The 12,413-nt window shown below is 63.0% G+C and carries 14 protein-coding genes; 10 read left to right on the top strand and 4 right to left on the bottom strand.

Annotated elements, in window-relative coordinates; genetic code table 11:
• Positions 1–48: 48 nt before the first annotated feature.
• The 4 genes from CKW22_RS10070 to purT all read left to right on the top strand — a co-directional run bounded on the left by CKW22_RS10070 (position 49) and on the right by purT (position 2,577).
• Positions 49–573, top strand: a complete 525-nt coding sequence (locus CKW22_RS10070; RefSeq protein WP_033700968.1) for a gamma carbonic anhydrase family protein — start codon at positions 49–51, stop codon at positions 571–573.
• The gene (locus CKW22_RS10075; RefSeq protein WP_033700967.1) at positions 566–772 is read left to right on the top strand and encodes a DUF1289 domain-containing protein; all 207 of its coding nucleotides are present in this window, start codon (positions 566–568) and stop codon (positions 770–772) included. Before CKW22_RS10070 ends, CKW22_RS10075 begins: the two co-directional genes overlap by 8 nt.
• A gap of 79 nt (positions 773–851) precedes the next feature.
• Complete coding sequence (locus CKW22_RS10080; protein ID WP_033700966.1) at positions 852–1,319, top strand: VUT family protein; 468 nt, start codon at positions 852–854, stop codon at positions 1,317–1,319.
• Positions 1,320–1,395: 76 nt separating this feature from the next.
• Positions 1,396–2,577, top strand: coding sequence for a formate-dependent phosphoribosylglycinamide formyltransferase (gene purT / locus CKW22_RS10085; protein WP_047581517.1), 1,182 nt, complete (start codon positions 1,396–1,398; stop codon positions 2,575–2,577).
• A gap of 38 nt (positions 2,578–2,615) precedes the next feature.
• On the opposite strand, the gene CKW22_RS10090 is transcribed toward purT, so the two are convergent.
• The 3 genes from CKW22_RS10090 to CKW22_RS10100 form a co-directional block, all read right to left on the bottom strand.
• On the bottom strand, positions 2,616–3,917 hold the full coding sequence (locus CKW22_RS10090; RefSeq protein ID WP_033700964.1) for an MFS transporter: 1,302 nt from the start codon (positions 3,915–3,917) through the stop codon (positions 2,616–2,618).
• Positions 3,918–4,195: 278 nt separating this feature from the next.
• Entirely contained in the window at positions 4,196–5,401 is a 1,206-nt protein-coding gene (locus CKW22_RS10095; RefSeq protein WP_033700963.1) for a transporter associated domain-containing protein, read from the bottom strand.
• 9 nt (positions 5,402–5,410) lie between these two features.
• Positions 5,411–6,220: an inner membrane protein YpjD gene (locus CKW22_RS10100; RefSeq protein WP_033700961.1), complete on the bottom strand. Its 810-nt coding sequence runs from the start codon at positions 6,218–6,220 to the stop codon at positions 5,411–5,413.
• Between the two features lie 262 nt (positions 6,221–6,482).
• Here CKW22_RS10100 and ffh point away from each other — a divergent pair, with 262 nt between their 5' ends.
• The 6 genes from ffh (at position 6,483) to CKW22_RS10130 (ending at position 10,546) form a co-directional block, all read left to right on the top strand.
• On the top strand, positions 6,483–7,859 hold the full coding sequence (gene ffh, locus CKW22_RS10105; protein WP_033700960.1) for a signal recognition particle protein: 1,377 nt from the start codon (positions 6,483–6,485) through the stop codon (positions 7,857–7,859).
• A gap of 235 nt (positions 7,860–8,094) precedes the next feature.
• Entirely contained in the window at positions 8,095–8,346 is a 252-nt protein-coding gene (gene rpsP / locus CKW22_RS10110; protein WP_016501232.1) for a 30S ribosomal protein S16, read from the top strand.
• A gap of 5 nt (positions 8,347–8,351) precedes the next feature.
• Positions 8,352–8,888, top strand: a complete 537-nt coding sequence (gene rimM / locus CKW22_RS10115; protein ID WP_033700959.1) for a ribosome maturation factor RimM — start codon at positions 8,352–8,354, stop codon at positions 8,886–8,888.
• Between the two features lie 3 nt (positions 8,889–8,891).
• Positions 8,892–9,644 carry a tRNA (guanosine(37)-N1)-methyltransferase TrmD gene (gene trmD, locus CKW22_RS10120; protein ID WP_033700958.1) on the top strand — a complete coding sequence of 251 codons (753 nt, stop codon included), beginning with the start codon at positions 8,892–8,894 and terminating at the stop codon, positions 9,642–9,644.
• A gap of 43 nt (positions 9,645–9,687) precedes the next feature.
• Positions 9,688–10,038 (top strand): 50S ribosomal protein L19, encoded by a 351-nt coding sequence (rplS, locus tag CKW22_RS10125; protein ID WP_008094487.1) that lies wholly within the window; start codon positions 9,688–9,690, stop codon positions 10,036–10,038.
• A 100-nt stretch (positions 10,039–10,138) separates the two neighbouring features.
• Positions 10,139–10,546 carry an acyl-CoA thioesterase gene (locus CKW22_RS10130; protein WP_009683444.1) on the top strand — a complete coding sequence of 136 codons (408 nt, stop codon included), beginning with the start codon at positions 10,139–10,141 and terminating at the stop codon, positions 10,544–10,546.
• A gap of 3 nt (positions 10,547–10,549) precedes the next feature.
• Here the strand turns inward: CKW22_RS10130 and CKW22_RS10135 are convergent, their stop codons facing one another.
• Positions 10,550–12,376 carry a sodium:proton antiporter gene (locus CKW22_RS10135; protein ID WP_047581520.1) on the bottom strand — a complete coding sequence of 609 codons (1,827 nt, stop codon included), beginning with the start codon at positions 12,374–12,376 and terminating at the stop codon, positions 10,550–10,552.
• Positions 12,377–12,413: the final 37 nt, after the last annotated feature.

Here is a 12,413-nt window from a genome sequence, read left to right on the forward strand (position 1 = left end):
ACCCCGCCGTCTGCTACAAACCGCCGCCGTTTATCCTGAGGAGCGAGCATGAAATATCGCCTGGGCGACCTGCGGGTCGACAGCCACCCCACCAGCTGGATCGCGCCCAACGCCACCGTGATCGGCAATGTGCGCCTGCAGGCCCGTGCCAGCGTGTGGTTTGGCGCTGTATTGCGCGGTGACAACGAGCTGATCGACATCGGCGAGGACAGCAATGTCCAGGACGGCACCGTGATGCATACCGACATGGGTTCGCCGCTGACCCTGGGCAAGGGCGTGACGGTTGGCCATAACGCCATGCTGCATGGCTGCACGGTCGGCGATTACAGCTTGGTCGGCATCAATGCGGTGATCCTCAACGGAGCCCGCATCGGCAAGCACTGCATCATCGGCGCCAATGCGCTCATCCCCGAGGGCAAGGAGATCCCTGACGGTTCGCTGGTGATGGGCTCGCCGGGCAAGGTGGTGCGTGAACTGAGCGAGCAGCAGATGCGCATGATCGAGGCCGGTGCCGCGCACTATGTGCACAATGCCCAACGCTATGCGCGCGAGCTGGTAGCTGACGATGAGTGAGGTCATTGCCGTCGAGCGCCCGGTCGCTTCGCCTTGCGTCAGCATCTGCGCGCTGGACGAGCAGGATATCTGCACCGGCTGCCAGCGTACGGTGGCCGAAATCGGCCGCTGGGGGCGGATGGACAACACCGAGCGTCGCGCCGTACTGAAGCTGTGCCATGAGCGGGCGGTGGCCGCTGGGTTGATCATGGGGCAATGATTCGGCGCTGGCTGCCTCGCAGGTTTACCCGCGAAGCAGCCAGCGGTAATCTGTACGGCTTGCCCACAGATTACCCGCCATGTTCTATCTCATCGCCTATATCAGCAGCGTAGTGCTGATCAACTACGCCTTCTCCAGCGCCCCGCACCTGGACATCATCTGGTCCGCCTGGGGTGGCCTGGTGTTCATCCTGCGCGACATGGTGCAGACCCGCTTCGGGCATGGCGCCCTGGTCGCCATGCTGGTGGCCCTGGTGCTGTCCTACATCACCTCGGAGCCTGCCATCGCCCTGGCCAGCGCCACGGCGTTTTTCGTTTCCGAGCTGATCGACTGGCTGGTGTTCAGCATCACCCGTCGGCCCCTGCGTGACCGCCTGTGGCTGAGCTCGGCGTTGAGCATTCCGGTCGATACCTTCATTTTCTTCGGCATGATCGGCGCGCTGACCCCTGCCGTGATCGGCACGGCCATGGCCTCGAAGTTCGCCGGTGTCACCGCCGTGTGGCTGGCCATGGCATTTCGCGCCCGGCGGGCTGCCGCGGTCGGTTGATGGTGTAGAATACGGGTCCTTTTTCAGCGGGCGGCGCTTAGCCTGGCGCAGCCCCGGACGCCTTCGAGGACCTGAAATGACCCGTATCGGAACCCCATTGTCGCCCACCGCGACCCGTGTACTGCTCTGCGGCTGCGGTGAGCTGGGCAAGGAAGTGGTGATCGAGCTGCAGCGCCTGGGCGTCGAAGTGATCGCCGTGGACCGCTACGCCAACGCGCCGGCCATGCAGGTGGCGCACCGCAGCCATGTGGTCAACATGCTCGATGGCGTCGCCCTGCGCGCGGTGATCGAGGCCGAGAAACCGCACTACATCGTCCCCGAGATCGAAGCCATCGCCACCGCGACCCTGGTCGAACTGGAGAGCGAAGGTTTCACCGTGGTGCCCACCGCCCGTGCCACCCAGCTGACCATGAACCGCGAAGGCATCCGGCGCCTGGCTGCCGAAGAGCTGGACCTGCCGACCTCGCCGTACCACTTTGCCGATACCTACGAAGACTACGCCAAGGCCGTGGCCGATGTCGGCTACCCGTGCGTGGTCAAACCGGTGATGAGCTCATCGGGCAAGGGCCAGAGCCTGCTGCGCAGCGATGCCGACCTGCAGCAGTCCTGGGACTACGCCCAGGAAGGCGGGCGTGCCGGCAAGGGCCGGGTGATCATCGAGGGCTTCATCGACTTCGATTACGAAATTACCCTGCTGACCGTGCGTCATGTCGGCGGCACCACCTTCCTTGAGCCTGTCGGCCATCGTCAGGAGAAAGGTGACTATCAGGAATCGTGGCAGCCCCAAGCCATGAGCCCGAAGGCCCTTGCCGAGTCGCAGCGAGTGGCCAAGGCGGTCACCGATGCACTGGGCGGGCGTGGCCTGTTCGGCGTGGAGCTGTTCGTCAAAGGTGACCAGGTGTGGTTCAGCGAAGTGTCGCCGCGCCCGCACGACACTGGCCTGGTGACCTTGATCTCCCAGGACCTGTCGCAGTTCGCCTTGCACGCCCGCGCCATTCTCGGCCTGCCGATCCCGGTGGTGCGCCAGTTCGGGCCGTCGGCGTCGGCGGTGATTCTGCCGCAGGGGCAATCGCAGCAGACCAGCTTCGCCAACCTTGGTGCTGCGCTGAGCGAGCCGGATACGGCCATTCGCCTGTTCGGCAAGCCGGAAATCAACGGCCAGCGCCGCATGGGCGTGTGCCTGGCGCGTGACGAATCGATCGAAGCGGCGCGGGCCAAGGCGACCCGTGCTTCGCAGGCGGTCAAGGTCGAGTTCTGATCTGACATGGCTGGGGGCGCAAAGCGCCCCCAGCGTCTTCACAGTTCGGTATGCCGGGTCTCTTTAAGGCACAGCACAGCAATCAGACTGATCACCGCCGCCACCGAAACATACCCGCCCACCCAGCTCAAGCCGCCCATGCTCACCAGTTTCTGGGCAAAGAACGGCGCCGCCGAAGCCCCCACGATGCCACCCAGGTTATACGCCGCCGACGCGCCGGTGTAACGCACGTGGGTCGGGAACAGCTCGGGCAGCAATGCCCCCATTGGCGCGAAGGTCACCCCCATCAGGAACAGCTCGATGGCCAGGAACAGCGCCACACCTGTGGTCGAGCCCGAGGTCAGCAGCGGTTCCATGGTAAAGCCCGAAGCCACCGCCAGCAGGCCACCGACGACCAATACCGGCTTGCGCCCGTAGCGGTCGCTGAGCCAGGCCGACAGCGGCGTGGCCAGGGCCATGAAGACTACCGCAAAGCACAGCAGGCCAAGGAACGTCTCGCGGCTGTAGCCCAGTGTGGTCACGCCATAGCTGAGCGAGAACACCGTCGAGATGTAGAACAGCGCGTAGCACACCACCATCGCCGCAGCACCCAGCAGGGTTGGCACCCAGTGCTTGGCGAACAAGTCGACCACCGGCATCTTCACGCGCTCATGCTGGGCAATGGCTTTGGCGAACACCGGGCTCTCTTCGAGCTTGAGGCGCACATACAGGCCCACCAGTACCAGGGCGGCGCTGAGCAGGAACGGAATGCGCCAGCCCCATTCACGGAATTGCTCGTCACTGAGCACCAGGGCCAGAGTCAGGAACAAGCCGTTGGCAGCCAAAAAGCCGATTGAAGGGCCCAGCTGCGGGAACATGCCGAACCAGGCACGCTTGCCCGGTGGTGCGTTTTCGGTCGCCAGCAGCGCCGCGCCGCCCCATTCGCCACCCAGGCCCAGGCCTTGGCCGAAGCGCAGTAGGCAAAGCAGGATCGGCGCCCACACGCCAATGCTGTCATAGCCGGGCAGCACGCCGATGGCGGTGGTGGAGACGCCCATCAACAGCAGCGACGCCACCAGGGTCGATTTGCGGCCGATACGGTCGCCAAAGTGGCCGAACAATGCCGAGCCCAGCGGGCGTGCGAGGAAGGCGATGCCGAAGGTAAGAAAGGCCGCGAGCATCTGCGCGGTGCCCGACCCGGAGGGGAAGAACACCGGGCCGATCACCAGCGCGGCGGCAGTGGCGTAAACGTAGAAGTCGTAGAACTCGATGGCAGTGCCAATGAAGCTGGCGGTGGCCACCCGCGCGGGCGAGTTGACCGGCGCGGCAGGCGCTTGGGCATAGGTGCTGCTGGTGGTCATTAAGTAGGTCCCTAACAGTCTGGTCGTGCGCCACGGGCTTGATCCGCGAGGGTGCGTGCTGCCTCAATGGGCAGGCACCGTTGCACGGACGCCGAAGCGTATTGTTCTTTTGCTCGCTCGACTGACGATAGCCCAGGGGGGGTAGGGGCGGGAGCGGGTACTGTTCGGGGTATTGAAACAGGGCCGCAGGGCGTGTCAGTGGAGCGGACTGGCCGTGGGCCGCCGGGTGCGGGTAGCAGGCGGGACGGCGGGGCTGGGTAAGCGTGACCCGAGTATAGCTAGCGGGTCACGGTCCACACCAGTACCTTGCTGGCGCAATTGTCCTCTGTTTCGAGGATTTCCAGGCGATATCGGCCGATCTTCAGGCAAACCGCACTTTCCGGGATGCTTTCCAGCGCTTCGGTGACCAACCCGTTGAGGGTTTTCGGCCCGCCATCGCAAGGCAGGTGCCAGCCCAGGGTGCGGTTGATCTCGCGCAGCGAGGCGGTGCCTTCGATGACGAAGGTGCCGTCGGCCTGGGGGTGTACATGCGGGTTGTCCAGCCCCTGTTCGTCTTCGAATTCGCCAACGATTTCTTCGAGGATGTCTTCCAGGGTGACGATGCCCAGCACTTCGCCGTATTCGTCCACCACGACGCCCAGGCGGCGTTGCTGCTTGTGAAAGTTCAGCAACTGCATCTGCAGGGGGGTGCTTTCCGGGACGAAGTAGGGTTCGTAGCAGGCGCCGTGCAGCTTCTCCAGGGTTAGCTCTGCCCTGGGCAGCAGGTGGCTGATCAGCTTGGTATTGAGGATCGCTTCAACCTGGTTGATATCGTTGTGATAGACCGGCAGCCGGGTGTGCCGGCTGACGATCAACTGCTCGATGATGCGTTCGATCGGCTCGTCCAGATTGATACCATCGACTTCGTTGCGCGGCACCAGGATGTCGTTGACGGTGACTTTGTCCAGCGACTGCAAACCATCGAGCAGCCCGTGGCGCACTGGCTCGTGCGCTTCGTCTTCGTCGAAGTCGTCATCTTGCTGTGGGTGCAGGGCCACCGCCGTAGGCTGCGCACGGAACGGGCGCAGGATCAGCTTGGCGCAACCATCGAGCAGGCAGGCCAGTGGCTGGAGGATAGCCAAAGGCACCTTCAGCAGGCTGGCACCCAGGCTGACGAACGCCTGTGGGTTACGCCGCGCCAGGCGCCGCGGCAGGAACTCGGCAAACACCAGCAGGGCCAGGGTGGCGCCCAGGCCGGCCAGCCAGAAACCGTGTTCGCCGCTGTAGCGCTGGCCGATCAGGCAGGCCAGGCCCAGTACCAGCAGCTTGCCCAGGCTGGCGCACAGCACCAGCGCCTGAGCGGGCAGGGGGGCTTGCCCGTCGTCGCCATTGCGCAGCGAGCCATTGAGTTGCAGGCGTGCGGCATCCACGGCGCTGAACAGCGCCGACCACAGCAGCGCCAGTGCCAGGGTGCCGAATAGCGGGGCGTACGGCAGGGTGTCCATGGGCGGCCGTCAGATATGCAAGATGAATTCGCGGACCAGCTTGCTGCCGAAATAGGCCAGCATCAGCAGGCAGAAACCGGCCAGCGTCCAGCGGATCGCTTTGTGGCCACGCCAACCCAGGCGGGTGCGGCCCCACAGCAGAACACTGAACACCACCCAGGCGACGCAGGCCAGCAAGGTCTTGTGCACCAGGTGCTGGGCGAACAGGTTGTCGAGGAACAGCCAGCCGGAAATCAGCGACAGCGAGAGCAGACACCAGCCGGCCCAGAGGAAGCCGAACAGCAGGCTTTCCATGGTTTGCAGCGGCGGGAAGTTGCGGATCAGCCCGGACGGGTGCTTGTTTTTCAACTGGCGGTCCTGCAGCAACAGCAGCAGCGACTGGAATACGGCAATGGTGAACAGGCCGTAGGCCAGGATCGACAGCAGGATATGCGCGAGGATGCCGGGCTCTTCGTTGATCAGCGGCACGGTGCCCGGTGGCGCGAACTGGGCCAATAGCGCCGTGACCGCACCCAGCGGGAACAGCAGCACCAGCAGGTTTTCCACCGGGATGCGCAGGCACGCCAGCAGGGTCAGGGTGATGACCGCCACGGCGATCAGGCTGGCGGCGCTGAAGAAGTCGAGGCTCAGGCCCAGCGGGGTGATCAGCTGGAAGAACAGGGCGCCGCTCTGGGCGATCACCGCAAGGGCACCGAGCAAGCCCAGCAGCCGTTTGTCGGACTTGCGGCCCTGGGCCAGGTGCGAACCCTGGTAGAGGGTCGCAGCTATATAAAGGCCGGCGGCGATCAGGTTGGGGATGAGGCTGGGTGAGGAGAACATAAGTCCTGGTTGGCGAGCCTTAAAGAGACGGAGTTTGGCATAGTGAGCTGCAAGCTGGAAGCCGTAAGCTACAAGCAAGGGCTGATGTGCAGGCTGGGCGCTTTTCCTTGTGGCTTGCAGCTTTGAGCTTGCCGCTCGGAAGCCAAGGTGTGCGCCGCCGTTGCACTTCGCTATAATCGCCGCCTTGCTGTGCCCTGGGGGTGTGCATTTCCCCCTCGGCGTCTGACAAACCTCGGCTTTTACTGGGCCAGAAAGGATCACCATGTTCGAAAACCTGACCGACCGCCTGTCACAGACGCTGCGCCATGTCACCGGCAAGGCCAAGCTGACTGAAGACAACATCAAGGACACGCTGCGCGAAGTACGCATGGCGTTGCTCGAGGCCGACGTTGCCTTGCCGGTGGTCAAGGATTTCGTCAACAGCGTCAAGGAGCGTGCGGTCGGTACCGAAGTGTCGCGCAGCCTGACCCCGGGCCAGGCCTTCGTGAAGATTGTCCAGGCCGAGCTGGAAAGCCTGATGGGCGCGGCCAACGAAGACCTCGCGCTGAACGCCGCACCACCGGCCGTGGTGCTGATGGCTGGCTTGCAGGGTGCGGGTAAGACCACCACCGCCGGCAAGCTCGCGCGCTTCCTCAAGGAGCGCAAGAAGAAGAGCGTGATGGTGGTGTCGGCCGACGTCTACCGCCCGGCGGCGATCAAGCAGCTGGAAACCCTGGCCAACGACATCGGCGTGACCTTCTTCCCGTCCGACATCAGCCAGAAGCCTGTCGCCATCGCTGAAGCGGCGATTCGCGAAGCCAAGCTCAAGTTCATCGACGTGGTCATCGTCGACACCGCCGGCCGTCTGCACATCGACGCCGACATGATGGACGAGATCAAGGCGCTGCATGCCGCGGTCAAGCCGGTCGAGACCTTGTTCGTGGTCGACGCCATGACCGGCCAGGACGCCGCCAACACCGCCAAGGCCTTTGGTGAAGCCCTGCCGCTGACCGGCGTGGTGCTGACCAAGGTCGACGGTGATGCCCGTGGCGGTGCCGCACTGTCGGTGCGGGCCATTACCGGCAAGCCGATCAAGTTCATCGGTATGGGTGAGAAGACCGAGGCCCTCGAGCCGTTCCACCCCGACCGCGTCGCGTCGCGCATCCTCGGCATGGGCGATGTACTCAGCCTGATCGAGCAGGCCGAGCAGACCATCGACAAGGCCAAGGCTGACAAGCTGGCCAAGAAGCTGAAGAAGGGCAAGGGCTTCGACCTCGAAGACTTCCGCGACCAGCTGCAGCAGATGAAAAACATGGGCGGCCTGGGCGGCCTGATGGACAAGCTGCCGAGCATTGGCGGGGTCAACCTGTCACAGATGGGCAACGCCCAGGGCGCGGCCGAGAAGCAGTTCAAGCAGATGGAAGCGATCATCAACTCCATGACCCCGGCCGAGCGCCGTGACCCTGAACTGCTCAGCGGTTCGCGCAAGCGCCGCATCGCCATCGGCTCCGGCACCCAGGTGCAGGACGTCGGCCGGCTGATCAAGCAGCACAAGCAGATGCAGAAGATGATGAAGAAATTCTCTGCCAAGGGCGGCATGGCCAAGATGATGCGCGGCTTGGGCGGCATGATGCCTGGTGGCGGCATGCCCAAGCTGTAAAACCGATTCAGGCCAGTGGCGGCAAGCCCGCCGCTGGCCGGAACCCGCTTCGGCGGGAACACTGTCGCCTCATGAGCAGGCGGCTAAATAGCAGATCAGCAGGCTGGCCTTTTTATTTGAAGTAAAAAGGCATTTGCAAATGTCCGGATATTCCTTGAGAATGTGCGGCCTTTCGGGCACCCGTGTGCCCGCTGTGCATCATGATTTGCAGCACCGACTACAGGAACGATGTTCAATGCTTACCATTCGTCTTGCCCGTGGCGGCTCCAAAAAGCGCCCGTTTTACCAACTGACCGTAACCGACTCGCGTAACCCGCGTGACGGCTCCCACATCGAACAGGTTGGCTTCTTCAACCCGATCGCTCGTGGTCAGGAAGTTCGTCTGTCCGTTAAACAAGACCGCGTTGCTCACTGGCTGAGCATCGGCGCACAGCCGTCTGAGCGTGTTGCTCAGCTGCTGAAGGAAGCTGCCAAGGCTGCTGCCTGAACTGTATGAACGCGACGCCAGAAAAGGCTGACGACCTCATCGTCGTTGGCAAGATTTTTTCGGTTCACGGCGTTCGCGGCGAGGTGAAGGTGTATTCCTTTACCGATCCGATTGAAAACCTGTTGGATTACCGTAACTGGACGCTTCGGCGCGAAGGGTCGGTCAAGCAGGTAGAGCTGGTCAGTGGCCGTTCCAATAAAAAGGAGCTGGTCGCCAAGCTCAAAGGGCTCGACGATCGTGACGAAGCGCGTCTTCTGAGCGGTTACGAGATTTGCATCTCGCGCAGCCTTTTGCCCAACCTGACGGACGACGAGTACTACTGGTACCAGTTGGTCGGTCTGAAAGTCATCAACCAGGACGAACAGCTGTTCGGCACGGTTGATCACCTGTTGGAGACCGGCGCGAACGATGTAGTGGTGGTCAAGCCTTGCGCAGGCAGCCTGGATGACCGTGAGCGCTTGTTGCCCTATACGGCGCAATGTGTGCTGGCAGTCGACCTTGAGGCCGGTGTGATGCGGGTCGAATGGGACGCGGATTTCTAACTGATGGGTAACCTTCGCGTAGAAGTCATCACGTTGTTCCCCGAGATGTTCTCGGCCATTACGGAGTACGGCATTACCAGCCGCGCGGTGAAGCAGGGCTTGTTGCAAGTCACTTGCTGGAATCCGCGGGACTACACCAGTGATCGCCACCACACGGTGGATGATCGGCCTTTTGGCGGTGGTCCGGGGATGGTGATGAAGATCAAGCCTCTGGAAGATGCACTGGCCAGTGCCAGGCAAGCGACCGGAGCAGCGGCAAAGGTGATCTACCTTTCGCCACAAGGCCGCAAGCTGGATCAGCAAGCGGTCAAAGGCTTGGCCGAACAGGAATCTCTGATCCTGATCGCCGGCCGTTATGAAGGCATTGACGAGCGTTTTATTGATGCTCATGTCGATGAAGAGTGGTCGATTGGTGACTATGTGCTTTCCGGTGGTGAGCTACCGGCCATGGTACTGATCGATGCGGTTACGCGGCTGCTGCCCGGAGCTTTAGGGCATGTAGGCTCGGCGGAGGAAGATTCCTTCACCGATGGCTTGCTGGATTGCCCGCACTACACCCGACCTGAGGTGTATGCGGATCAGCGTGTACCCGACGTGTTGCTAAGTGGCAACCATGCACATATCCGGCGATGGCGGATGAAGCAGTCCCTTGGTAGGACCTTCGAACGACGCGCCGATCTTCTGGAAAGTCGCTCACTTTCTGGAGAAGAGAAAAAGCTGCTCGAGGAATACCTCCGCGAGCGGAACGATAGTTAACGTATCGATGGTGGATCACGTTTGTCCACCTTAGGAGCACAGCATGACTAACAAAATCATCCAGCAGCTCGAAGCAGAGCAGATGAGCAAGGAAATCCCGACCTTCGCACCAGGCGACACCATTGTCGTCCAGGTTAAAGTGAAGGAAGGTGAGCGTTCCCGTCTGCAGGCGTTCGAAGGCGTTGTTATCGCCAAGCGTAACCGTGGTCTGAACAGCGCCTTCACCGTGCGCAAGATCTCGAGCGGCGTTGGTGTTGAGCGTACCTTCCAGACCTACAGCCCGCAAATCGACAGCCTGGCCGTGAAACGTCGTGGTGACGTGCGTAAAGCCAAGCTGTACTACCTGCGCGACCTGTCCGGCAAAGCCGCTCGCATCAAGGAAAAACTGTCCTGAGTACAGTTTGCCCGGTGGCCATGGCCGCCTAGCGAGAAAAAAAGCAGCCTTCGGGCTGCTTTTTTGCGTTTTGAAACTTAAGAAAGCGATGTGACCAGACATGACTACCCGAGACCAGGAAATCCAGCGCCGCACCGAGCTTTCGGTAACCCGCGTGACCAAGGCGGTATTCCCCAACACTACCAACCATCACAACACCCTGTTTGGCGGCACCGCGCTGGCCTGGATGGACGAAGTGTCGTTCATCGCCGCCACACGCTTCTGCCGCTTGCCATTGGTGACGGTTTCGACCGACCGCATCGACTTCAAGCACCCAATCCCGGCGGGTTCGATCGTCGAGCTGGTGGGCACGGTGATCAAGGTGGGCAACACCAGCTTGCAGGTGCAAGTGGATGTGTTCGTCGAGAACATGTACCTGGATGGCCGCGAACGGGCGATCCATGGTGTGTTCAGCTTTGTCGCCATCGACGAAGACAAGCGGCCGGTGCCGGTGCTGCCCCAGGCCTGACGCTCAACCTGGCGTGGTTGCAGCGTCGGCGACCGGCAGCGGCTCGACCAGGGCGACCAAGGTCCAGCCCGACTGCGGCGTGAGTGGGTTGTCCGGGCTCGCTACATGCACCCAGCCATTGGCGTCACGGGCGAACAGCAGGTGCGCGCGGTCGCCATGCAGTGCCTGATAATTTTCCCAGTCGAAGCCTTCGGTCAGGTGGGTGCTGTACAGCTCGGCGCCGCGGTGCAAGTGATTCGCCAGTTGCTGGTAGGTCATCGCGCTTGAACCGAGCAGGTGGCCGCGATGCTCCTCGCTGGCCCGGTGCTTGTCACTGCGCTGTTTCTCCAGGCCGCTGGCGAGTACGAACAGGCGGCTGTGGCCGAAGTCATGGCGAAAGCGGGCGCAGGCCAGGGCGTTGATCTCGCCGGCCGGCGACAGCCCCAACAGGTGGCCGAGGCCGACCAGGTCCAAGTGTGCATCGGCATGCTGCGAGGCGGGGTTGCCAAAGTAGGTCGGCAAGCCGTCCATGCGCGCGGCGCGGATGTTTTCCCAGCTCGAATCGGTCAGCAGTACACGGCAACCCAATTGCTGCAGGGCTTTGCCGAGGGTGCGCGCAGGCCCGTTGGCGCCGACGATGAGAAAGCCGCTGGGGGCAGGCTCGGCGACCTTGAGCAGGCGCGCCAGCGGCCTTGCCGTGGCGCTCTGCAGCACCACGGTGCCGATGATCACGGCGAAGGTCAGTGGCACCAGCAACAGCGCATCCTGATGGCCGGCCTCGTGCAGGCGGATCGCGAAGATCGCCGATACCGCGGCGGCGACGATGCCGCGCGGGGCGATCCAGGCCAGCAAGGCCCGCTCGCGCCAGTTCAGCGAGGAGCCCAGCGTCGACACGAAGACGTTCAGCGGCCGTGCCAGCAACTGGATCACCAGCAGCAGCGCCAGCACCGCCGGGCCCAGCCCGAGCAAGGCGTGCAGGTCGAGGCGCGCGGCCAGCAAGATGAACAGGCCGGAGATCAGCAGCACGCTGAGGTTCTCCTTGAAGTGCAGGATCTGCCGCACATCCACCCCGCGCATGTTGGCCAGCCACATGCCCATCAGCGTCACCGCCAGCAGCCCTGATTCGTGCACGATCTGGTTGGCGGCGATGAAGATTCCCAGCACCGCTGCCAGCGACGCCAGGTTGTGCAGGTACTCCGGCAGCCACTGTTCGCGCATGACCTGGCCCAGCAACCAGCCGCCGGCAGCGCCCAGTGCAGTGCCGCAGAAGATCACCCCGGCAAAGGTACCCAGGCTCTGGATCAGGCCATTGCCATCGGCACTGGCAATGATGAAGCTGTACACCACCACGGCCAGCAGCGCGCCAATCGGGTCGATGACGATGCCTTCCCAGCGCAGGATATTGGCGATTGTCGCCTTTGGCCGCACTACCCGCAGCATGGGCACGATCACTGTCGGCCCGGTGACCAGGGTCAAGGTGCCGAACAGAATCGCCAACGGCCAGTCGAACCCCAGCAGCCAGTGGGTCGCCAGCGCGATCACCAGCCAGGTCGACAGCGCGCCAACGGTGACCAGGCGGTGCACCACGCTGCCGATATCGCGCCACTGCGACACGTGCAGGGTGAGGCTGCCCTCGAACAGGATCAGCGCCACGGCCAGGGACACCAGCGGCATCAGCAACGGGCCGAACAACGCCTGCGGGTCGAGCCAGCCGAGCAGCGGGCCGACAGTGATGCCGGTCAGCAGCAGAAAGAGGATGGCCGGCAGTTTCAGGCGCCAGGCGAGCCACTGGCAGGCCAGGGCGGCGGCACCGATGCCACCGATGCTGAGAAGGATCTGCTGTTCGTTCATGCGGGCTCCCTATGCTGGCGCTGTTATGAAAGACTAA

It is taken from the genome of Pseudomonas sp. Irchel s3f19 (assembly GCF_900187555.1).
Taxonomy (GTDB): Bacteria; Pseudomonadota; Gammaproteobacteria; order Pseudomonadales; family Pseudomonadaceae; genus Aquipseudomonas; species Aquipseudomonas capeferrum.

What these genes read in the sequence shown, in the direction of transcription:
- CKW22_RS10070 (WP_033700968.1), top strand. Translation starts at nt 49, where the DNA reads ATGAAATATCGCCTGGGCGACCTGCGGGTCGACAGCCACCCCACCAGC.
- CKW22_RS10075 (WP_033700967.1), top strand. Translation starts at nt 566, where the DNA reads ATGAGTGAGGTCATTGCCGTCGAGCGCCCGGTCGCTTCGCCTTGCGTC.
- CKW22_RS10080 (WP_033700966.1), top strand. Translation starts at nt 852, where the DNA reads ATGTTCTATCTCATCGCCTATATCAGCAGCGTAGTGCTGATCAACTAC.
- purT (WP_047581517.1), top strand. Translation starts at nt 1,396, where the DNA reads ATGACCCGTATCGGAACCCCATTGTCGCCCACCGCGACCCGTGTACTG.
- CKW22_RS10090 (WP_033700964.1), bottom strand. Translation starts at nt 3,917, where the DNA reads ATGACCACCAGCAGCACCTATGCCCAAGCGCCTGCCGCGCCGGTCAAC.
- CKW22_RS10095 (WP_033700963.1), bottom strand. Translation starts at nt 5,401, where the DNA reads ATGGACACCCTGCCGTACGCCCCGCTATTCGGCACCCTGGCACTGGCG.
- CKW22_RS10100 (WP_033700961.1), bottom strand. Translation starts at nt 6,220, where the DNA reads ATGTTCTCCTCACCCAGCCTCATCCCCAACCTGATCGCCGCCGGCCTT.
- ffh (WP_033700960.1), top strand. Translation starts at nt 6,483, where the DNA reads ATGTTCGAAAACCTGACCGACCGCCTGTCACAGACGCTGCGCCATGTC.
- rpsP (WP_016501232.1), top strand. Translation starts at nt 8,095, where the DNA reads ATGCTTACCATTCGTCTTGCCCGTGGCGGCTCCAAAAAGCGCCCGTTT.
- rimM (WP_033700959.1), top strand. Translation starts at nt 8,352, where the DNA reads ATGAACGCGACGCCAGAAAAGGCTGACGACCTCATCGTCGTTGGCAAG.
- trmD (WP_033700958.1), top strand. Translation starts at nt 8,892, where the DNA reads ATGGGTAACCTTCGCGTAGAAGTCATCACGTTGTTCCCCGAGATGTTC.
- rplS (WP_008094487.1), top strand. Translation starts at nt 9,688, where the DNA reads ATGACTAACAAAATCATCCAGCAGCTCGAAGCAGAGCAGATGAGCAAG.
- CKW22_RS10130 (WP_009683444.1), top strand. Translation starts at nt 10,139, where the DNA reads ATGACTACCCGAGACCAGGAAATCCAGCGCCGCACCGAGCTTTCGGTA.
- CKW22_RS10135 (WP_047581520.1), bottom strand. Translation starts at nt 12,376, where the DNA reads ATGAACGAACAGCAGATCCTTCTCAGCATCGGTGGCATCGGTGCCGCC.